General features: G+C 66.3%; 21 protein-coding genes and 1 tRNA gene. 8 read left to right on the forward strand and 14 right to left on the reverse strand.

What is annotated here, in order from left to right:
- Positions 1-278 precede the first annotated feature (278 nt).
- Positions 279-2789, reverse strand: a complete 2511-nt coding sequence (locus GLS40_RS01360) for a CoA transferase (RefSeq protein WP_160380803.1) — start codon at positions 2787-2789, stop codon at positions 279-281.
- 36 nt (positions 2790-2825) lie between these two features.
- Positions 2826-4490, reverse strand: coding sequence for a GMC family oxidoreductase (locus GLS40_RS01365; RefSeq protein ID WP_160380804.1), 1665 nt, complete (start codon positions 4488-4490; stop codon positions 2826-2828).
- Positions 4491-4670: 180 nt separating this feature from the next.
- On the opposite strand from GLS40_RS01365, the gene GLS40_RS01370 reads away from it, so the two are divergent.
- Complete coding sequence (locus GLS40_RS01370) at positions 4671-5576, forward strand: LysR family transcriptional regulator (protein ID WP_160380805.1); 906 nt, start codon at positions 4671-4673, stop codon at positions 5574-5576.
- Positions 5577-5624: 48 nt separating this feature from the next.
- Here the strand turns inward: GLS40_RS01370 and GLS40_RS01375 are convergent, their stop codons facing one another.
- From GLS40_RS01375 to GLS40_RS01385, 3 genes are all read right to left on the reverse strand, one after another.
- Positions 5625-6146: a GNAT family N-acetyltransferase gene (locus tag GLS40_RS01375; protein WP_160380806.1), complete on the reverse strand. Its 522-nt coding sequence runs from the start codon at positions 6144-6146 to the stop codon at positions 5625-5627.
- 182 nt (positions 6147-6328) lie between these two features.
- Positions 6329-6404: transfer RNA gene (locus GLS40_RS01380), tRNA-Ala, on the reverse strand.
- 92 nt (positions 6405-6496) lie between these two features.
- A complete protein-coding gene (locus GLS40_RS01385; protein ID WP_160380807.1) occupies positions 6497-6820 on the reverse strand; it encodes a TIGR02300 family protein in 324 nt (107 codons plus the stop codon).
- 114 nt (positions 6821-6934) lie between these two features.
- On the opposite strand from GLS40_RS01385, the gene GLS40_RS01390 reads away from it, so the two are divergent.
- Genes GLS40_RS01390 through GLS40_RS01400 form a run of 3 tightly spaced genes read left to right on the forward strand, consistent with a single transcriptional unit; the run spans position 6935 to position 8949 of the window.
- Positions 6935-7627, forward strand: a complete 693-nt coding sequence (locus GLS40_RS01390; protein WP_160380808.1) for a M48 family metallopeptidase — start codon at positions 6935-6937, stop codon at positions 7625-7627.
- 30 nt (positions 7628-7657) lie between these two features.
- Entirely contained in the window at positions 7658-8305 is a 648-nt protein-coding gene (locus tag GLS40_RS01395) for a GntR family transcriptional regulator (RefSeq protein WP_160380809.1), read from the forward strand.
- The gene (locus tag GLS40_RS01400; protein WP_160380810.1) at positions 8302-8949 is read left to right on the forward strand and encodes a glutathione S-transferase family protein; all 648 of its coding nucleotides are present in this window, start codon (positions 8302-8304) and stop codon (positions 8947-8949) included. Before GLS40_RS01395 ends, GLS40_RS01400 begins: the two co-directional genes overlap by 4 nt.
- On the opposite strand, the gene GLS40_RS01405 is transcribed toward GLS40_RS01400, so the two are convergent.
- The 3 genes from GLS40_RS01405 to GLS40_RS01415 form a co-directional block, all read right to left on the reverse strand.
- Positions 8931-10274, reverse strand: a complete 1344-nt coding sequence (locus tag GLS40_RS01405; RefSeq protein ID WP_202075759.1) for a TrkH family potassium uptake protein — start codon at positions 10272-10274, stop codon at positions 8931-8933. The genes GLS40_RS01400 and GLS40_RS01405 overlap by 19 nt on opposite strands.
- Before the next feature lie 3 nt (positions 10275-10277).
- Entirely contained in the window at positions 10278-10934 is a 657-nt protein-coding gene (locus tag GLS40_RS01410) for a potassium channel family protein (protein ID WP_160380811.1), read from the reverse strand.
- A gap of 67 nt (positions 10935-11001) precedes the next feature.
- Positions 11002-11964, reverse strand: a complete 963-nt coding sequence (locus GLS40_RS01415) for an acetyl-CoA carboxylase carboxyltransferase subunit alpha (protein ID WP_160380812.1) — start codon at positions 11962-11964, stop codon at positions 11002-11004.
- A gap of 96 nt (positions 11965-12060) precedes the next feature.
- Between GLS40_RS01415 and GLS40_RS01420 the strand changes: the two genes are divergently transcribed.
- Together GLS40_RS01420 and speD are read left to right on the forward strand one after the other, a co-directional pair.
- Positions 12061-12927, forward strand: coding sequence for an AraC family transcriptional regulator (locus GLS40_RS01420; protein ID WP_235905735.1), 867 nt, complete (start codon positions 12061-12063; stop codon positions 12925-12927).
- Positions 12928-12958: 31 nt separating this feature from the next.
- Entirely contained in the window at positions 12959-13318 is a 360-nt protein-coding gene (gene speD / locus GLS40_RS01425) for an adenosylmethionine decarboxylase (protein WP_160380813.1), read from the forward strand.
- On the opposite strand, the gene GLS40_RS01430 is transcribed toward speD, so the two are convergent.
- The 6 genes from GLS40_RS01430 to GLS40_RS01450 form a co-directional block, all read right to left on the reverse strand.
- On the reverse strand, positions 13285-14835 hold the full coding sequence (locus GLS40_RS01430; protein WP_160380814.1) for a polyamine aminopropyltransferase: 1551 nt from the start codon (positions 14833-14835) through the stop codon (positions 13285-13287). The genes speD and GLS40_RS01430 overlap by 34 nt on opposite strands.
- A 1-nt stretch (position 14836) precedes the next feature.
- A complete protein-coding gene (locus GLS40_RS01435; protein ID WP_160380815.1) occupies positions 14837-15061 on the reverse strand; it encodes a DUF350 domain-containing protein in 225 nt (74 codons plus the stop codon).
- A 9-nt stretch (positions 15062-15070) separates the two neighbouring features.
- The gene (locus GLS40_RS17780; RefSeq protein WP_202075761.1) at positions 15071-15232 is read right to left on the reverse strand and encodes a hypothetical protein; all 162 of its coding nucleotides are present in this window, start codon (positions 15230-15232) and stop codon (positions 15071-15073) included.
- Between the two features lie 9 nt (positions 15233-15241).
- The gene (locus GLS40_RS01440; RefSeq protein ID WP_160380816.1) at positions 15242-16546 is read right to left on the reverse strand and encodes a DUF4178 domain-containing protein; all 1305 of its coding nucleotides are present in this window, start codon (positions 16544-16546) and stop codon (positions 15242-15244) included.
- Positions 16543-17160 (reverse strand): DUF4178 domain-containing protein, encoded by a 618-nt coding sequence (locus GLS40_RS01445; RefSeq protein WP_160380817.1) that lies wholly within the window; start codon positions 17158-17160, stop codon positions 16543-16545. The genes GLS40_RS01440 and GLS40_RS01445 overlap by 4 nt, the downstream gene beginning before the upstream one ends.
- Before the next feature lie 195 nt (positions 17161-17355).
- A complete protein-coding gene (locus GLS40_RS01450) occupies positions 17356-17976 on the reverse strand; it encodes a Hint domain-containing protein (protein ID WP_160380818.1) in 621 nt (206 codons plus the stop codon).
- A gap of 105 nt (positions 17977-18081) precedes the next feature.
- On the opposite strand from GLS40_RS01450, the gene nth reads away from it, so the two are divergent.
- Both nth and GLS40_RS01460 read left to right on the forward strand, forming a co-directional pair.
- Positions 18082-18726 carry an endonuclease III gene (nth, locus tag GLS40_RS01455; RefSeq protein WP_160380819.1) on the forward strand — a complete coding sequence of 215 codons (645 nt, stop codon included), beginning with the start codon at positions 18082-18084 and terminating at the stop codon, positions 18724-18726.
- Positions 18723-19709: an adenosine kinase gene (locus GLS40_RS01460; protein WP_235905736.1), complete on the forward strand. Its 987-nt coding sequence runs from the start codon at positions 18723-18725 to the stop codon at positions 19707-19709. Before nth ends, GLS40_RS01460 begins: the two co-directional genes overlap by 4 nt.
- Positions 19710-19860 lie beyond the last annotated feature (151 nt).

Raw genomic sequence — 19860 nt, forward strand, 5'->3', positions numbered from 1 at the left:
CCGCGCAGGGCGGCTTCGGCCTCCGCGATGCGGCCCGGATCGGGCAGGTCGGGATTGCGCAGGCGGTCGATATGGCCCGGGCGCGCCTCGATCACGGGGCGGTAGAGGCTTTCGACCTGAGCGGCCTCGCACAGCGACAGATGACAGGCGCGGTCGAGTAGCGAAAAACGCCTGAGGTTCGCGCCGGTCACGGCGGTCAGAACGCCGGGTGCGGTCCGGGGCATCGCGATGGACCGGACGATCAGGGCGCTCCGCTGGCGAGCGCCCCGGGCTTGCCCTCAGCTGGGCAGGTATTCCGCGCTCCAGCTTTCGCTGACCTGGCCGGATTTCAGCATTCTCTCCACCGCGGAAGCCGAGTAGCCGAGTTCGTTCAGAATATCCCGCGTCGAGGCCCCGAATTTCTCGGTTGGCGTCAGGGCAAAGACACGGCCGCGCACGGGCCTCACCGCATAGGGGTCAAGCTGCGTAACGCTGTGCCCGCTGGGGTGATCTTCGTAGACCGAAAACGAATAGCTGCCCCGATCCGTGCCGGGAGTCCCGTCGGGTGCGCGCAGATTCTCGGCCCGCAGCGCCTCGATGTTGTGGCAGATCGCGCAGCCGATATCCGCAGCGCGCAGACGGTCGATCCATTCGTTCGCCGGCAGGGACTGAAACGCCCCGGCCAGGAACGCGGCGCGCTCCTCTTCCGGGACATCCGGGAAACCTTCCAGCCCTTCGGCATTGCGGAAACGCGGTATGTCGGCCTCATAGGCGCTCAGCAGGATATAGATGCCCGATGCGGTGCTGTAGAACCGGGCAAGCGCGTCATACCCGTTGACCTCGGGCCCCGAAGGCTCATCGAACAGGCCGCGCCCCCTGAAATCATAGGCAAAGGGCATCTGCAGCAGGCCGCTGTTTGCGCTGAGCGAGGTGCGCCCCCGCCCGATCCGGCCAAAGCGGTGTTTCTGGTAAAGCGCCGCAGCCACGGCAAGCGCGCCGCCAAAGCCGCACATGACGTCGATCGTGCCGACATGCGCGTGCTCTTCGGGCCGGTCCATCGCACCGCCGAACCGCAGCATGATGCCCGTGGTCGCCTGCACCAGATCGTCATAGCCGATGTAATCGCTGCGCACGCCACGCCGCACACCGCTGAAGCAGTCGAGCTTGCAAAAGATCGCTTCGGGGTTCAGCTTGCGCAGATTGGCCTCATCCAGCCCCATCCGCTTGATCTGGGTGTCCGGCGCATTCCAGAAGATGATGTCGACGGATTTCACCAGATCCTCGAAGACCTTGCGCCCGTGTTCGGATTTCACATCGGCCAGGATCGACCGTTTGCCGCGCCCCTGGCTCATCCCGTACATCACGGTGTTCCAGCTGTCGTACATGGGCTGGGCCGGGTCGATCTTGATGACCTCGGCGCCGAAACGGGCAAGGTAGCTGGCCGAATGCGGCCCGGCGATCACGTTGCACATGTCCAGAACGCGCACGCCCGACAGCCAGCCCTCCTGCTCGATGCCATCTTCGGGGTCCGGGATGTCGGTGCGCAGCTTGCGCAGGACCTTCAGCGCCTCGTCGAATTCCACCCAGCGGCGCGGCTCGGGCGTCAGGGCTTCCTCGCCGCTTTCCTCCATCCAGACCACCGGGCCGGGCTGGGTCATCTCGCCATATTCCGGATCCCAGACGTCGATCATCAGGCCCGAGGCCTCGGCATATTCGTCGTTGATCCATTCCTGCAGCCAGCGCTGCGGCGCTCCCGGAATGCCCGCACGCCCGAACATGCGCTTCCACTCATGCGAGGTGCGGGTCATGAACACCTCTTTCATGCGCGCGGCGATCTTGTCGGCCCAGAACTTCGGCATCGGGTAGACGCCCAGCGAGGTGTCCGTTTCCCATTCCGCCTGCGGCTTGTAGGTGTCGTCTTCCTCCTGCAGGCCTTCCTCGACCATCTCGTCATAGAGGCCCAGCACCTCAAGGCAGCGGCGGGCGTGGTTCTTGTGGCTGGGGCAGACGACGTAGAACATCCGCCCGTCCTTGCACATGTAGCTGCGGAAGAACGGGTCGAGCAGTTCCTGCAGGTCTTCGTAGGACACGTTCATCGGCAGGCCTTCGATGCGGCGCCGCTCGATCTCGATCTCGCGTTGGGTGAGATACCGCCTGGGCACGTCCGAGACCTGGATGGAGTTGTAGCACAGCCCTTCCATGACGGCGGCGGCCAGCGGCACCTCGATCTGATCGCCAAGCCCGGTCAGCTGGCGCGATTGCAAGGCCAGAACGGTTGCCGAGGCCGCGATCTGCGACGCATAGGAGGAGGAGAGCGGCAGCGGCGAAAACGACGGGTTCAGCCCCATCAGAACCCGGTTCAGCCCCATGTCGGTGAACACGCCCGAGCTGGCCGCGACAACGCTTTCAAACGCGCGCAGGTCGCGGCGCAGGTCGTCATTCGAGGCGAAGCCGGGAATGGAAATCGTGATCAATTCGGGCCGTTCCTTGCGCATCTGGGCAAAGTCGATCCCGAGCTTCGCCAGCTTGCCGGGGCGGAAGTTCTCGACGATGATGTCCGCTTCGGCACAGAGCGCACGCGCCCTGGCCAGCCCGTCCGCGGATTTCAGATCGAGGTTCACGATCAGCTTGTTGCGCATCAGCGCGGCATTGGCGGGGCTGTCCCACATCGGCCCGTCCGGCGGGTCGATATGAACGACCGTGGCCCCCAGGTCCCCCAGCAACATCGCAACTGCGGGCCCGGCAATATACTGCCCGAAGTCGACAACCTTGACGCCGGTCAGGGGAAGATTGGAAAACGGTTTACGCATGGTCTCTCCAGAAGGAAAAAGAGGCAAGTCAGCGGTTTAGTGGCCGGCAAGAACCCAGCGGGATGCCTTTTCCGCGATCATCAGTGTCGGGGAATTGGTGTTGCCGCTGGTGATCTCGGGCATGATGCTGGCGTCGACCACACGCAGGCCGGTGACGCCCTTGACGCGCAGATGCGGGTCAAGCACGGCGGTGTCGTCATCCTCGCGCCCCATCTTCACCGTCCCCACCGGGTGGAAGATCGTGTTCGCGATGTCGCCGGCCAGCTTGGCGAGCTCTTCGTTGGTCTGATATTGCGGCCCGGGCTTGAACTCCTCGGGCTGGTAACGCTGCATCGCGGGCTGTGACATGACCTCGCGCACCTGCCGCAGGCTGTCCGCCGCGACCTGGCGGTCATCCTCGGTGGCGAGGTAATTGGGCGAGATCATCGGCGCATCGCGGAAATCTGTCGACCGCAGGCGCACATGGCCCCGGCTTGTCGGGTTCAGGTTGCAGACGCTGACCGTCATCGCCGGGAACGGATGCAGATCCTCGCCAAAGGCTTCGAGGCTGAGAGGCTGCACATGATATTCCAGGTTGGCATGGCTGCGGCTCGGGTCCGACCGGGTGAAGGCGCCAAGCTGGCTGGGCGCCATGCTCATGGGGCCAGAGCGTTTCAACGCATATTCCGCGCCGATCATCGCCTTGCCCCACAGGCTGCTGGCAAGGGTGTTGAGCGTGCGCGTGCCGTTGACCTTGTAGACCGCGCGGATCTGCAAGTGATCCTGCAGATTCTCGCCAACAGGCGCGTCGCGCAGCACCTCGATCCCGTGCGATTGCAGCAGCGCCGCCGGCCCGATGCCCGACAGCTGCAGGATCTTGGGCGAATTGATCGCACCGGCCGACAGCAGCGTTTCCTTCTTCGCGCTGACGGTGGTGGCCTGCCCGCCGCGATTGACACGCGCGCCGGTGCAGCGCAGCGCGCCTGCCGCGTCCCTGGCAAAGGTCAGCTTTTCAACCTCGGCCTCGGTCCAGACGGTCAGGTTGGGGCGGGTCTTCGCCGGGCGCAGGAAGGCCTTCGAGCTGCTCCAGCGCCAGCCCGATCGCTGGTTCACGTCGAAATAGCCGACGCCCGCATTGTCGCCGCTGTTGAAATCGTCGGTCTTTTCGATCCCGGTCTGCACGGCGGCATCGGCAAAGCTGTCGAGCACGTCCCACCGCAGCCGCTGCTTTTCCACGCGCCATTCCCCGCCATGACCGTGCATGTCGGAAAACCGGCTGTTCTTCCCGGTTTCGGGATCGGCGTCATCGTCCAGCTTCCAGTGATCTTCATGGGCCATGAAGTCGCGCAGGGAGTCGTCCCAGCCCCATTCCGTCTCGCCGCTCAGCTTTGCCCAGTTGTCATAGTCACGCGCCTGGCCACGCATGTAGATCATGCCGTTGATCGACGAGCACCCGCCCAGGGTCTTGCCCCGCGGGTAGCGCAGAACGCGCCCGTTCAGCCCCTTGTCGGGCTCGGTCTTGTACATCCAGTCGGTGCGCGGATTGCCGATACAATAGAGGTATCCGACCGGAATATGGATCCAATGGTAGGTATCCGCCTTCCCGGCCTCCAGCAGCAGTACCCGGTTGGTTGCATCCGCGCTCAGCCGATTGGCCAGAAGACAGCCCGCGGACCCTCCACCGATCACGATGAAATCAAATTCGGTCTCAGCATTCCGCATGGCAATGTCCTCCCGGTCCGTCCCGCACACGCAGAGATGACCGGACACCCGAAGCGCCCCGCGTGCAGGGCTGTCCCGGGTGCCAACGCTCCTCCCAACGCAGCACCTTCTCATGGCCTAAGAAGCTTGAGCGAGATTAGCTAATGACAAATTTCTCTGCCTGATATTAGGTTTCGTAATATGGAGAGATTTTCGAACCTTAACAGCATTCTGGCCTTCGTGACGGTCGCACGGGAGCGCAGCGTGTCGCGCGCCGCCGAGGTGCTCAACCTCACGCAGCCCGCGATCAGCCATCAGATCAAGCGGTTGAGCGAAGAGACCGGGATTACCCTGTTCAAGCGCACGCCGCACGGCCTGGACCTGACCCCGGACGGGACCGCAATCCTGCCCAAGGCCGAACAGGTGCTGACGGCAATGGCCGAGTTCCGCCGCAGCGCCAGCGCGCAGTGTGGCCAGGTGTCGGGCAAGTTGAAAATCGGCACCATCGTCGATCCGGAATTCATCCGCCTTGGCCGCCTGCTGAGCCATCTTGGCGCGGCCTGTCCCAACATCAGCACCGAATTGATCCACGGCGTCAGCGGCGAGATACTCGACAAACTGATGCGTCATCAGGTCGACGCCGGGTTCTACCTGACCTCGCCCGACGAGGTGGACACGATCCCCGCCGAACGCCCCCTGCACTCGGTGAAACTGGCCGATTTCTACTATCGCGTCATCGCTCCGGTCGGCTGGGACGCGCGTGTCGCCAATGCGGATTGGGCCGATCTGGCCAGCCTGCCCTGGATCGGCACATCCGCGTCATCGGTGCACAATCGCCTTTTGACCCGGATTTTTGCCCAGCATGGCTGCGTTCAGAATTCGGTCGCCATGGTCGATCAGGAAGCCTCGATGCTGGAAATGGTCCGCTCGGGCGTCGGGCTGAGCCTCTGCCGCGAGTCGGTCGCCCTGCATCAACAGCAGACCTTCGGCCTCGCCGTTTGCGACAAGGTGCGCGTCCCGGCCTGCCTCGTCATCCAGACCCTGGACGACAGAAAGGATCACCCCGTGATCGCCGCCCTGTTCGACCAGCTTTCCAGCGTCTGGTGACGGCTGTTCAAGGGCCCTCGACCAGGTGGTCCCACCGCCGCCTTGCGGTCAACGGATGTCCATCGAGTGGACCCAGACTTCGGCCCCGGGCTCATGCGGGGCACGGGTGCCATCCGTGACGGCGCCGAGCCTCCGGGCCACGGCCTGCGAGCGCGTGTTCCGAACGTCGATGTAGCTGTGCAGCGTTTCCAGCCCCAGAGCCTTTCCCGCCCATGCCTTGACGGCCCTGGCCGCTTCGGTGGCAAACCCCTTGCCTTCCGCGCCCTCGAACAGATGCCAGGCCAGTTCAACCTCCGGCCAGGTCGAATGCCTGATCAGGCCCACGCGGCCGGCAGGCTCTCCGCTCTGCCTTTCGACAACGATGAAAAAACCGTAGCCGTGCCAGTGCCAGTGGCCGATGCCAGCCAGAAACCCGAACCAGGCCTGTTCCGCGGTGACGGTCTCTCCCTGTGCCACCATCGACGGGGCGCTGGTCATGAAACGGGTAAAGGCCGCCAGATCGCCCCGTTCGGGACCCCGCAGCCTCAATCGTTCACTCGTGAGCACGGGTGCGGTTGTAAGACTGTTCATAGGGCACCTATCCTGTCGTGGCCTCGGGTTCCCTCAACGTACGGCATAGCGAGAGCCTGCGCATATGGGCAAGGATCAACGCAGTACGAGGGTTCCAAGGGAAAACAGCGCCAGTCTGCGTGGCAGAAGCAAATCCTCTGACAGGCAAGGCAGGACGATCTGGTGCTTTTCAATAGGAGATTTGGTGGAGCCTAGGGGAGTCGAACCCCTGACCTCTTGCATGCCATGCAAGCGCTCTCCCAACTGAGCTAAGGCCCCATCCGGGCGGGCCGTTCGGCCCGTCGCCGCTATCTAGTGAATGCCGCCACCGGGATCAAGCGGAAAGTGGACCCCGGCGCAGCACCACGACGTCAGTCGTCGTCGTCGGCAGCCACGTCCGCCAGATCGTCCAGCGAGACGTTGTCGTCATCGTCGTCCTCTTCCAGCAGGTCATCTCCCAGCTCGACATCCACGTCCTCGTCATCTTCCAGAACCGGATCATCCTCGGTCTCGGACGCGCGCATCTTCTTCGTTGCCGCATCCTCGGCATCGGCCAGGATCATGCGGCCGCGGCTGACATCCAGCTCGACGACTTCGCCCGTGTAGGGGCTGACGATCGGAGTGCGGTTCAGGTCGTAGAAACGCTTGCCGGTGGTCGGGCAAACACGCTTCGTGCCCCATTCTTCCTTGGGCATGGGAAATCCCTTCCTAAGTGACATATCTTGTCGATGATCCGCGCCACCTGCCATAAGCGGAACAGGGTGTCAAAGCCTTTCCATTCAGAGCACGAGAACGGAACACAGGGGCATATGGGACAGCATATCCTGCAAGGCAACCCTCCGGTGGAGGTGATCCTGAAAAGATCCGCCCGGGCGCGGCGGATCTCTTTGCGCATTTCCTCGCTCGACGGGCGGGTCACGCTGACGCTGCCGCGCGGAGTGAGCGACCGCGAGGGGCTGGCCTTCGCCCGCGAAAAGGAAAGCTGGCTGCGCGGCCATCTCGACACCCGCAGCACGCCGGTCGAGGTCGGGATCGGCGCGCGGATCCCGCTGGCCGGGCAGATGCTGACCCTGCGCCCCGGGACCGGGCGCGGAATCCGGGCCGAGGGCGACAGCCTGCTGGTGCCGGGCGATCCGGACAGCGCGGGGCGGCGGGTGCTGGCCTATCTGCGCACCCTGGCGCGCGACCGGCTGGCCGGGGCCTGCGATCATTACGCCGAACGGCTGGGCCACCCCTATGCCAAGCTGACCCTGCGCGACACCCGCTCCCGCTGGGGGTCGTGCACGGCCGAGGGGGGGCTGATGTTCTCGTGGCGGCTGATCCTCGCCCCGCCCGAGATCCTCGACTACGTCGCCGCGCATGAGGTCGCCCACCTGGCCGAGATGAACCACTCCGCCGCCTTCTGGAAGGTCGTGCACCGCATCCACGGGCCGCATGACAAGGCCCGCGGCTGGCTCAGGACCAACGGGCCGGAACTGCACCGCTACCGTTTCGGAGATTGACGCCGGGCGCAGCTGTGATCACATGTGCCCATGTTGATGCAAACACGCCCCGATCCTTCGCCATCCGCCCATGACAGGGTCTATCGCGGGCTGCGCACCCGGATCATGCATGGCGATATCGACCCGGGGCAGGCCCTCACCCTGCGCGGGATCGGCAAGGAATACGGCGTCTCGATGACCCCCGCGCGCGAGGCGGTGCGCCGGCTGGTGGCCGAGGGCGCGCTGTCGCTGTCCTCGTCGGGCCGGGTCGCGACGCCCGACCTGTCGAACGAGCGGATCGAGGAGCTGGCCGCCCTGCGCTCGCTGATCGAGGTCGAGCTTGCCTCGCGCGCCCTGCCCCGGGCGCATATGGCGCTGATCGACCGGCTGCAGGTGATCAACGGCGCCATCGGCGAGATGGTCGAGCGGCAGGATGCCGTGGGCTATATCCGCACCAACCTGGAATTTCACCGCACGCTCTACCTGCGCGCGCAGGCGCCGGCGATGCTGGCAATGGCCGAAACCGTCTGGCTGCAGCTTGGCCCGACGATGCGCAAGCTCTACGCCCGGATGCGCCGGCGCGAGGCGCCGCATTTCCACCGCCACATCATCGCCGCGCTCAAGGCCGGGGATGAACCCGGGCTGCGGCTGGCCGTGCGCTCGGACGTGACCCAGGGGCTGAAGATGCTGGTGACATGACCGGGCTGACGCTGCACGGATTCCGCCCCAGCGTCTATGTCAGGGTGGCCCGCCTGGCGCTGCATCTGCGCGGTCTGGACTACACTCTGGTCGAGGTCGACCCCTTCCAGCCCGGCGCCGCGGCGCATAATCCGCATCCGATGAACCGGATCCCCGTGCTGGATCACGACGGGTTCCGCCTGTTCGAAACCCGGGCGATCCTGACCTACCTGGACCGCGCCTTTCCCGGTGCGCCCCTGCTGCCCGGGGACCCGCAAGCCGCCGCCCGGGCCATGCAGGTGCAGGGGATCGTGGATGCCTATGGCTATTGGCCGATGGTGCGGCAGGTCTATGTGGCCGAAGCCCAGGCCCGCGACACCGGCGCACCGCGTGACGACGGGATGCTGGCCGAAGGGCTGGCCGCCGCCGCCCCCGTCCTGCGGATGCTGGAAAAGATCGCGGCCGAGGGGCGCGTGCTGGCAGGTGATGCGCCCAGCCTCGCCGATCTGCACCTTGCCCCGATGATGGCCTACTTCACCATCCCGCCCGAGGGGGCCGAAGCGCTGACCGCCCACCCGGCGCTGGCCCGGTGGTGGGCATGGATGTCCGCGCGCCCCGAAATGACGGCAACCGTCCCCGGCGCGGATCAGCCGAGGAAGACCTGACCCTCGGGGTAGCGCACCCGCGGCACGGCACGGGTGGCCAGCAAGAAGCCCAGCGTCAGCGGCCCGACCCGTCCGATGAACATCACCGCCATGATGATGCAGCGGCCCAGGGTATCCAGCTCGCCGGTGGTGCCGCGTGTCAGGCCGACGGTGCCAAAGGCCGAGGCGACCTCGAACCCCAGGTTGAAGATCGCGCCGTCATGCGAGATCGAGATCACGAAGATCGAGGTCATCACGATCAGCAGGCTCACCGCCGTCAGGGCCATCACCCGGAACACCGATTCGACCCCCAGCGTGCGCCCGAAGATCTGCAGCGCCATGCGCCGTTTGAAAAAGGCGATCATCGTCAGCACCAGCACGATGAAGGTGGTCACCTTGATGCCCCCGGCGGTCGAGGTCGACCCGCCGCCCACCAGCATCAGCAGGATCACCACCAGCGCCGTCGGGTCGTGCAGGCCGTTGATGTCGATGGTGTTGAACCCGGCCGTGCGCGGGCTGACCCCCTGGAAGAAGCTCGCCAGCAGCTTGTCCCCCCAGCTGAGCCCGCCAAGCGTGGCGGGGTTGGTCCATTCCAGCGTGGCGATGATGAACCAGCCCCAGGCCACCAGCAGGGCCGTCCCGGTCAGCATCAGCTTGGAATGCAGGGTCAGGCGGCGCCAGTTCCGTTTCTGCCAGATGTCGCCGATCACGATGAACCCGATGCCGCCGACCATGAACTGCGCCGCGATGACGAGGTTCACCACCGGATCGCCGACATAGCGCACCAGGCTGTCGGGCCAGAGCGCGAACCCCGCGTTGTTGAAGGCCGAGACCGAGTGGAACACCGCCGCCCAGAGACCGGGCCACAGGCCCATGTCACGGGTGAAGGGATAGGCCAGCAGCACCGCGCCTGCCGCTTCGATGATCAGGGCGACGCGCAGGACCAGCCCGGCCAGCTGCACCAGGTTGTGCAGCGAGGATTGCCCCAGCTCCTCGCGCAGGACAACGCGCTGCGGCAGGCCGACCGACACGCCAAGCGCGGTCAGCAGCAGCACGGCAAAGGTCATCAGCCCCAGCCCGCCCAGCTGGATCAGCAGCATGATCACGACCTGTCCGAAAAAGGTGAACTGGCTGCCGGTATCGGCCACCGCCAGCCCCGTCACCGTCACCGCCGAGGTCGAGGTGAACAGCGCATCCAACCAGCTGAGCGAAGTGGTGCGCGAGACCGGTAGCTTCAGCAGCAGGGTGCCGATCACCACCAGCGCGCCATAGGCAAGCGCCAACATCGCGGGGGCGGGCAACCGGGTGAAACGCGGCAAGGCGCGCAGGAAGTCGCGCAGGATCATGGTTCAGATCGAATCGGCAAAGGCACCCAGCCTGGCCCGGGTGCCCAGGATCATCATGCGGTCGCCCTCCTTGAGGTGGCAGTCGTTGGTCCCGTCGCAGATGAATTCCGTCCCGCGCATCACGCCGAGGCAGCGCAGCTGGTGCTTTTCCGTCAGTTCCAGGTCCGACAGCGCCTTGCCGTTCAGCTTCCCGGGCGCCAGCAGGTAGAAAACGTGGCTGCCGTTGCCCAGGCTGACATAGTCGCGCACGAAGGGGTTGTTCAGCACCTGCGCGGCGTGGCGGCCCATCTCCTCTTCGGGGTGGATCACCCGGTCGACGCCCAGCTTGGTCAGGATGCGGTGATGGGTGCGGCTGACGGCCTTGGCCCAGACCAGTTCCACCCCCAGCATCTTGAGGTTGATCGCCGTCAGGACCGAACTTTCCAGATCCTCGCCCATCGAGATCAGCGCCACGTCGCATTCCCCCACGCCGGATTCGCGCAGCGCGCCCTCGTCCCGGCTGTCGGCGATCAGCGCCTGGCTGATTTCCTCGGCGAAGTTCGAGACGATGCGCTCGTCCCGGTCGATGCCGATGACGTATTTGCCATAGCGCATCAGTTCCAGCGCGACGGTCCCGCCAAAATTGCCGAGCCCGATGATGGCAAAGCTGTTGCGGCTCATGGCGAGCCTCCCTCGTGACGTTTTGCGCTAGGGTGATGCGCCCGGTCGCAGTGTCAAGCGTACCGGGTCAGGCCGCCAGCCCGCGCGATCCCATGTCCAGGAACTTCTTGCGGCGCTCGGCCACCAACGTTTTCGCGTCCTTGCCGGCCAGTTCGCCCAGCATGTCGCGGATGGTGCGGCCCACGGCGGCGATGGTCGAGGTGGTGTCGCGATGCGCCCCGCCCAGCGGTTCGGTGACGATGCGGTCGATCACGGCCAGCTGCTTGAGGTCCTGCGCGGTCAGGCGCAGCGCCTCGGCGGCCTCGCGCATCTTTTCCGCATCCTTCCACAGGATCGAGGCGCAGCCCTCGGGCGAGATCACCGAATAGACCGAATGCTCCAGCATCGCGACCTTGTTGGCCGTGGCAAAGGCCACCGCGCCGCCCGATCCGCCCTCGCCGATCACCACCGACACCAGCGGCACGCCGATCTGCAGGCATTTTTCGGTCGAGCGGGCAATCGCCTCGGACTGGCCGCGCTCTTCGGCGCCCTTGCCGGGATAGGCGCCGGGGGTGTCGACCAGGGTGATCACCGGCAGGCCGAACTTGCCCGCCAGCTCCATCAGGCGGATCGCCTTGCGATAGCCCTCGGGGCGGGCCATGCCGAAATTGCGCTCGATCCGGCTTTTGGTGTCATTGCCCTTTTCGTGGCCGATCACCACCACCGGACGGTCATCGAACCGGGCCAGCCCGCCCAGCACGGCATGGTCGTCGGCAAAGTTCCGGTCGCCCGCCAGCGGCGTGTATTCGCTGAACAGCTCTTCGATGTAATCCTTGCAATGCGGGCGGTCGGGATGACGCGCCACCTGGCATTTCCGCCAGGGGGTGAGGCCCTTGTACAGGTTCACCAGCATCTCGGCCGCCTTCTTGTCCAGGGCGGCGGCTTCGGATTCGACGTCCGTCTCGGGGTTCTGACGGGCCATGGCCCGCAGTTCCTCGGCCTTGCCTTCGATCTCGGCCAGGGGCCGTTCGAAATCGAGGTAATTGGTCATGTCGCACTCCATCGCGGTTGCCCGCTATATGACTTTTGACCAGCCCGGATGCAACTGCGCAAGATTTGCCGGATCGCAGCGTGCGACGGATTGGACATGGGAAAAGGAGACCGCGACGCCATGAACGCCTCGCCGACGGAACGCAGGATGCTGAGGGTGATGGACCATATCCACGCCAATCCCGCAGGCGACCTGTCGCTTGACGAACTGGCGGAGGTGGCGGCGATGAGCCGGTTCCACTTCCATCGGGTGTTCCGCGCGCTGACGGGTGAAACCTGCGCCCAGGCGGTGCGTCGCATCCGCCTGCACCTCGCCGCCTCGCAGCTGATGCGCAGCGGCGGAGAGGTCGACGCCGTGGCGCGCAACGTGGGCTACACGGATCGGGACAGTTTCGACCGCGCCTTTCGGGCGCAATACGGCATGACCCCGGTGCGGTTCCGCGATCTTGGCCAGCCTCTTCCCCTGATCCAGAACCACAGAGGAACGATCCAGATGTATCCCGTAGACATCCGCGACCTGCCGGAACGGCAGCTTGTCGGCCTGCCCCATACCGGGGCCTATTACCGTATCTCCGAGGCGTTTTCCCGTGTCGACACCATCGTCGCGGCGCGTGGGCTCTACCCCAGGCTCGACGGCATGTTCGCCTGCTTTTACGACGATGTGAGCAGCGTACCCGAGGCCGAGCTCAACAGCTTTGCCGCCTTTGCCCTGCTGCCCGGGACCCCGGTCCCCGAGGGGCTGGAAAGCCGGACCCAGCCCGCGGGCCCGCATGCGGTGCTGACCTTCAAGGGGCCCTATGCCAACCTGCCCTCGGCCTATGACTACCTTTTCGGCCAGTGGCTGGTCGGATCGGGGCGCGACCTGGCCGATGCGCCCTCGTTCGAGCATTACCTGAACACGCCGATGAATACGGCGCCCGAGGATCTGATGACCGAGATCTGCCTGCCGCTGAAACCCGCGTGACCTCGACCCCGCCGGGGTGTAACCCCAGGGCATGGAGTATCGCCCCGGCACCCACCTTCTGATGGACCTGAACGGCGCCCGCCACCTGACGGATGCGGGCGCCCTGCGCGATGCGCTGACCGCCGCGGCACAGGCCGCCGGGGCCACGGTGCTGGGCGCGCATTTCCACAGCTTTCCGGATCGCGCAGGGATCACCGGCGTGGTCCTGCTGGCGGAAAGCCATATCTCCATCCACACCTGGCCCGAGATCGGATTTGCCGCCATCGACATCTTCATGTGCGGCGCGGCCGAACCGCATCGCGCGGCCGAGGCCCTGCGGCAACGGCTGAGGCCCGAAAGCGAAACGCTGACCGAGGTTCAGCGAAACCAGGTGTCCCAGCCCTCGTTGTAATAGCCCACCAACGCATGGTCGCGGATCGAGTTCACCTCGGCCTCCACCGGTCCGATGTCGCTGCCGAAAACCTGCGCGGCCGCCCACGTGTCGGGCGTCAGGTAGCGGAGGCTCCGGGGCAGGCCCGGGGCACGCGGCCGATGCTGCTGCGGGGCGGCGATCACGAAACCCCAGTCGCCGAAACTGGGGACGTAGACGTGATAGGGCAGCGTCCACAGCCCCGCGCCGGGGCGGATCGGGTTGCGGGTGGCGGCCATCGTACGCGCGACCGACCAGAAGGCCTGCCGGGCAAAGAGCGGCGATCCGGCCTGTGTCACCATCAGCCCGTCGGCGGACAGGCGTTCGGTCAGAACCCCGTAGAATTCTCGGGAATAAAGCTTGGACAGGGTGATGTTCTTGGGATCCGGCAGGTCGATCAGGATCACGTCGAAACTGTCGGTACTTTCCTCGGCAAAGCGCCAGGCGTCGCGGTTCACCACCGTCGCCCGTGGGTCGGCAAAAGCGCCCCGGTTCAGCGGCACCAGCTCGGGATTCGTCGCGAAGAGCTCGGTCACCCGGGGGTCGAGGTCGACCAGCGTGACCGCCCTGACGCGGTCGTGTTTCAGCACCTCGCGCAGGGCCATGCCGTCGCCGCCGCCAAGGATCAGAACCTTCTCGGCCCTTGGTGCCAGCGACAGGACGGGATGCACCAACGACTCGTGGTAGCGGTATTCGTCCTGGGTATCGAACTGGATCGAATGGTCGAGGAACAGCCGCACCCGGTCGCGGAACCGGGTGATGGTGATCTGCTGATAGGGCGTCGCCTCGGACAGGATCACATCATCTTCGAACAGGCTCGCATCGACGACCGAAACCAGCCGCTCCGACTGCCACAGCGCCGCCAGCGACACCAGCAGCGCCAGCGCCCAGGCCAGCCAGTGGACCGCCCGCATCCGCGCCCGGAACAGCCAGAGCGACAGGCCCGCCACCAGCAGGTTCAGGCAGCCAAAGGCCAGGCTGGCCGACATCAGGCCCAGGAAGGGGATCACCACGATGGGAAAGGCGATGGAGGCCGCCAGCGCACCGATGTAATCGGCGGTCAGCACGTTTTCGAACCGGAATTCGGGCGCGCCGATCTCTTTCAGCGCGCGGGCGATCAGGGGGATTTCCATCCCCGACAGCACGCCGACTGCCACCAGCATCGCGAACAGCGGCAGCGCCACCGCCCCCAGCCAGGCGTAAGAGAAGAAGAGCACCGGCGCCAGGAACCCGCCGATCAGCCCCAGCCCGATCTGCGCCCAGACAAAGCCGGGCAACGCCTCTTCGACATAGCGCGACACCCAGGCACCCGCCCCCATCGACGACAGGAAGACGCCCAGCACGAAACTGAACTGCCGCACGCTGTCGCCCAGCAGGTAGCTGGAGACGGTGGCGGCAATCAGTTCGTAGATCAGGCCGGCCACGGCGACGAGGAAGGTCGCCACCAGCAGCCACGCCTCGCGCGGGGCGACCCGGACCGGGCCGCTGACCTCGCTCATCTCAGGACAGGATGACGGCGGCGATGATGATCGCGATGGCGATGAACACCGACCCGATCAGCACGGCGAGAGCGATGTTGTTGTCCTCTTCGATCTCCTTGACCACCGGAAAGGGGGTGACCCAGTCGATCAGCTTCCAGACCAGGAACAGCAGGCCGACCCCGATGAAGGTGTAGAAGATGGTGCCGACAAACTCGGCCAGCACGATGGTTGCGAAGGGATCCATTGGTTTCTCCTATTTCACGCGTCCGCCCAGGGCGCCGGGCCCGTGGCTGCCCTGACGGACGGAGGTGTCAAGATCGGTGCTGTCCCGCCATACGCCATAATACGACAGGTATCCTGCCCCGCCGATGGCAAGCAGCGAGGCAATCAGGAAGACCACGCGGAACAGGTTCATGAGCGGCCTCTAGTCATCGTCGTCATCCTCGTCCACCCAGTCGCTGCCGCGCCAGCGCGCGCGCCGCCGGATGCCGCGGCGCAGGGCGGCGGCGACGCCGACCAGGATGAAGAGCCCGCCCAGCAGGAACAGCCAGAACCCGCTGCTGCGCCCCTCGGTCACACTCATGCGGACCTGCCCGATGGCCGCGCCGCCGCGTTGCCAGGTTTCGGACTCGGGCACCGACAGCTCGGCGGTATAGGTGCCGGGCATCGCGGGATGGAAACGGAAGGTCGTGCGGCGGCTGCCCTCGGTCCAGCTGCCCTCGTTGTCGCGGCCGGAATAGAACCCCACCTCGCGCCCGACCTCGAACACCGGCTCGTCCTCGGGATCGGTCACGGAGAGTTCCAGCCAGGCCCAGGAGTTGCTGACATCGGTGGCGACCTCGATCACCGTCAGCCGCCTGGTATCGGTCAGCTCGAATGTCACCTCGGCGGGCAGCCGCGCCACGGGGATCGGGCCGGTGTTCAGCACCTCGCGCCCCACCAGCGCCGACATGAAGACACCCAGCACCAGCGAGAACACCGCCAGGATCAGCCCCCAGGTCACCAGGAACCGCACCGTGCCGCCATCGGGCATCGGCTGCACCGGATGCACCCGGCGCGGCCGGGGCCGGGGGTCCGCGCCAAAGGCGGCGAGGGTGGCGGCCTGGTCGGGATAGGTCGTCAGCTCGATCTCGCGCTCGACGGCCGAGCCGGTGTAGCTGAGCATCGCCCCGTCCGCGAGCATCGAGACCGAGGTGCTGCGATCGCCCAGCCGGGGCCGCCAGTTGAATTCGCCCTCGACAAAGGCGATCCGGGCATCCGTCGTCTCGTAATAGCGGAACCTCACGCCGCGCGAATAGGCGGTCGGGCGGGTCTCGGCGGCTTCGACCCTGTCGGTCGAGATCCACATCGGATCGACATGGCCGCGGTACTTGCGGGTCCAGACAAGGTGCCCGTCTTCCCAGCTGAGCCAGACGTAACCGTGGGTCGGGGAATAGAGCTGGTGTTCCACCCACCGCCAGTATTCGCCGTGCCAGCTTTCCTCCATCCCCAGGGTGCCGATGACGGTGAAGGCAACGCCGTCCAGCGTGCCGGTCATCCCGATGGCAAGCGGACTGTCCGGGCGCACCAGGTCGGCATAGCGGCGCAGCACGCGGTAATTGTCCTGCGCGTCCAGCTCGGACCCGCAGTAGCCGCAGACATGCGACATCACCCGCCCGCCGCCCAGCACGTCCAGCCCGGCGCCGCAGTTCGTGCAGTTGATCGCGCGTATCTCGGCGGCGCGGGTCAACGGCCCTGCCTTTCGACCGTGATCTCGAAGGGATCGGCCCAGTCGCCGATGAACCAGGCGCGGCCGGTGGACCAGAACTCGCCCGACAGCAGGTCGCCGCCCGAGCCGGTGCAGTTCACGAAATCATGGGTCTCGCCGATGTCCATGTCCTCGTCGATCCCGCCGCGAATGGCGACGCATTCGGCGCGGTCCGTCTCGTTCACCGTGTAGCGCTGATCGCCCAGCCGGAACCCGGCGCCAAGCGCGGGCGGCCCGTCGAACCGGGGGGCCCGGTCGGGGGGCACGGGGCGCTGCACGGCCACGTCGCCCTCGTCGATCGACAGCCAGAACAGCCGCCCCTCGCCGTCGAAGGCCTGGAATTCGTCCCACCAGCCCCGGCCATAGGCGAAGCGCGCATGCCCGACGATGTCGAATGTCATGTCCCAGATATGCACCGTGTCGCCGATGCCGAAGAGCAGGGGCGCTTCGTGCATCACCCCCGCCTGTCCGGCCTGACGGACCACCTCGTCCTCAAGCAGCAGGCTGGTGCCGCAGGAGGCACAGCTCACCCGGCGGAACCCGGCGATCCGCGGGTCGATCCTGTCGCCGCAATTGGGGCAGTTGAGATCCGGCATTGCAGTGGGCGTCCGCGCTGTTGCCCGGCGACCATGCCAATTCGCGGCCCTGACGGCAACCGCCGGTCAGGCGGGTGGCGGGACGGCGGGTGGCGGTTGCAGGTGGCTGGCGGATCACGGCGGTCGGCGGTCCGGTCGACCGCATGTTCAGGCGGCCGCACAGCCCGGCCATCGACGCCCCCGGCGGCCGAAGGCTCAGGCGGCAAGCAGGTCCAGCAGCGACAGGTCGCGGGGGCATTTCTCACGGATCAGCACCGCCTCGTCCCGGGTCAGGCAGCGGCGGGGCGCGCGGGCGCCGGGGCGCAGCAAGGCGCTGACGCGGCGCACGGCGGCGGGCAGGTCCAGCCGGGCGGCGGTGTCGGCATCGGTACTTTCGACCCAGAGCGACCCGGCATTGATGATCTCATGCCGCTGCATCAGCACCAGGTGATAGGTCAGTGCCCCCATGGTCGCGTCGCGGCGCGGCTCGCTCCGCCGGGTCAGGTCGCCAAAGCGGGCCAGCACCTCGTCCGTGCCGAAATCCGGCTCGCATTCCGGGCGTTTCACCAGGCCCCGGGTGCCGGGCGCCACGCGCAGTTTCTCGGTCAGCTTGCCGCCGGGGCCATATTCGCCGGGCAGGAAGACGATGGGCGGCGGCAGAACCGCCCCCGAGGGCATCCGCCGCAGCCGCACCACATGCTGCACCATCTGCGCCCCGTGGTCGCGGGTGATCAGCCTGTCGCCGGGGGCCAGCCATTCCACGGGGATCTCTCCCTCGCTGCCCAGCAGCATGGTGCCGGGACCCAGCCCGGGAAATGGAAAGTCGCGATGGATCATGCCTGTGCCTCCGACGCAAGCATGGCGCAAGAAGGTTGCTCTGCGGTTAAGCGCCACCGCCTCTGCGGCCTTGCCGGGGCGCTGCGGCTGGTGCATCAAGTGCGCATGGCAAAACAGCTTCCCTATCCGGTGCTGCGCGAGATCTTCACGCGGTTCCAGGCCGCAGAACCGGAACCCAAGGGCGAGCTCGAGCACGTCAACGCCTACACGCTTGTCGTGGCCGTCGCGCTTTCGGCGCAGGCCACGGATGCGGGCGTGAACAAGGCGACGCGGGCGCTGTTCCAGGTGGCCGACACGCCGCAGAAGATGCTCGACCTCGGCGAAGAGGGGCTGACCGAGCATATCAAGACCATCGGCCTGTTCCGCCAGAAGGCGAAGAACGTGATCAAGCTGTCACGCATCCTCGTCGACGATTACGGCGGCGAGGTGCCCAATTCCCGTGCCGCGCTGGAATCGCTTCCCGGGGTCGGGCGCAAGACGGCGAATGTGGTGCTGAACATGTGGTGGCGGCAGCCGACCCAGGCGGTCGATACGCATATCTTCCGCGTCGGCAACCGCACGGGCATCGCCCCGGGCAAGGACGTTGTCGCGGTCGAGCGCGCGATCGAGGACAACGTGCCCGCCGACTTCCAGCTTCACGCGCATCACTGGCTGATCCTGCACGGACGCTATGTCTGCAAGGCCCGCAAGCCGATGTGCGCCAACTGCCTTATCAGAGACCTTTGTGAATTCGAGGAGAAAGTACTTTGAAGACCTACGACGTTATCGGCATCGGCAATGCCATCGTGGACGTGATCGCCCAGGCCGACGACAGTTTCCTGGACCTGATGGGAATCCAGAAGGGCATCATGCAGCTGGTCGAGCAGGAGCGCGGCGAAGTGCTTTACGCCGGCATGAAGGATCGCTGGCAGGCCCCGGGCGGGTCGGTCGCGAACACCATCGCGGGGCTTGGCTCGCTGGGGCTCAAGACCGGCTTCATCGGCCGCGTGCGTGACGATGCGCTTGGCCGGTTCTACGCCGAGGGCATGGCCGCGGAGGGCACAGATTTCGTGAACCCGCCGGTGGCCGCGGCAACCCTGCCGACCTCGCGCTCGATGATCTTCGTGTCGCCCGACGGCGAGCGGTCGATGAACACCTACCTCGGCATTTCCGCCGATCTCGGCACCGAGGACGTGTCCGAGGACGTTGCCGCCAACGCCCGGATCCTGTTCCTCGAAGGCTATCTTTACGACAAGGACAAGGGCAAGGCGGCGTTCGAGCTGACCTCGCGCGCGACCCGCGCGGCGGGCGGCATGGCCGGGATCTCGCTCAGCGATCCGTTCTGCGTCGACCGGCACCGCGCCGACTTCCGCCGCCTGGTGAAGGAACTGGACTACGTCATCGGCAACGAACACGAATGGTGCTCGCTCTACCAGACCGAGGATCTGGGCACCGCGCTGGAAACCGCGGCGGGCGAATGCGGGCTGCTGGTCTGCACCCGGTCCGGCCATGACGTGGTGGTTATCCGGGGCGAAGAAGAGGCCGTCGTGCCGGTGACCCCCGTCACCCCGGTCGATGCCACCGGCGCGGGCGACCAGTTCGCCGCCGGGTTCCTCTACGGGCTGGCCACGGGCGCGGATCTCGCCACCTCGGGCCGGATGGGCTGCATCGCGGCGGCCGAGGTCATCTCGCATTACGGTGCCCGTCCGGAAAAGGACGTGAAGACCCTGTTCGCCGCCGAAGGGCTGGTCTGACGGGACGGCGGGCGGGGCGAGGCTCCGCAGGAGCGAGCGCCGGTCCCGTCCGGCCTGCCCCCCGCCTGCACGCGCGGGGTTGAACTTCATATTCATATTATACTATATGTCGGGTCTGGCCGCGCCATCTCCGGTGCGAGTCGGTCTGCAA

The organism is Pseudooceanicola pacificus, assembly GCF_009789075.1.
Taxonomy (GTDB): domain Bacteria; phylum Pseudomonadota; class Alphaproteobacteria; order Rhodobacterales; family Rhodobacteraceae; genus Pseudooceanicola; species Pseudooceanicola pacificus.